The organism is Actinospica durhamensis (genome assembly GCF_018139695.1).
GTDB classification, from domain to species: domain Bacteria; phylum Actinomycetota; class Actinomycetes; order Streptomycetales; family Catenulisporaceae; genus Actinospica; species Actinospica durhamensis.
Window position 1 is genome coordinate 1 of record NZ_JAGSOG010000679.1, and the last position, 578, is coordinate 578.

Genomic DNA, 578 nt, shown 5'->3' on the forward strand with positions numbered 1-578 from the left:
GCTTGGGGGTGGTTGTCCGGATGGTGTCGTCGGGTTGCCACTCGATCGAGGGGAGGCCGTATTCTTCGGTACCGTCGTGGCCGAGTGGTCGGTCGTTCGGCGGTGTGCGGACAGAGAGAGGCTTGGCGTGTTCTACGCGGTTCTGAAGGTCCTGGTGGCCCGGTTGACCATGGTGATCTGGCGGCCGAGGATCGAGGGTCGGGAGAACATTCCGGCGTCGGGTCCGGTGATTCTGGCTTCGAATCATCTGTCGTTCATCGATTCGATCATCATTCCGCTGGTGGCGCCGCGGCGGGTGGCGTTCCTGGCGAAGGAGGAGTACTGGACGTCGCCGGGGATCAAGGGTTTGTTCATGAAGGGGTTCTTCACCGGGATCGGGGCGGTGCCGGTGCGGCGCGGTGATCATCGGGCGGCGCAGGCGGCGTTGGACACGTCGTTGGAGGTGTTGGAGTCGGGGGTGGCGTTCGGGATCTATCCGGAGGGGACGCGGTCGTTGGACGGGCGGCTGTACCGGGCGAAGGTGGGGGTGGGCTGGTTGGCGCTCAAGTCGCAGGCTCCGATCGTGCCGGTGGGTGTGG

At 65.6% G+C, this 578-nt stretch carries 1 protein-coding gene; it reads left to right on the top strand.

The features are described 5' to 3' along the window. Window positions 1-127: 127 nt before the first annotated feature. Window positions 128-578 (top strand): lysophospholipid acyltransferase family protein (locus tag KDL01_RS41695; protein ID WP_212534238.1); only part of this gene is annotated, 451 nt, incomplete at its 3' end.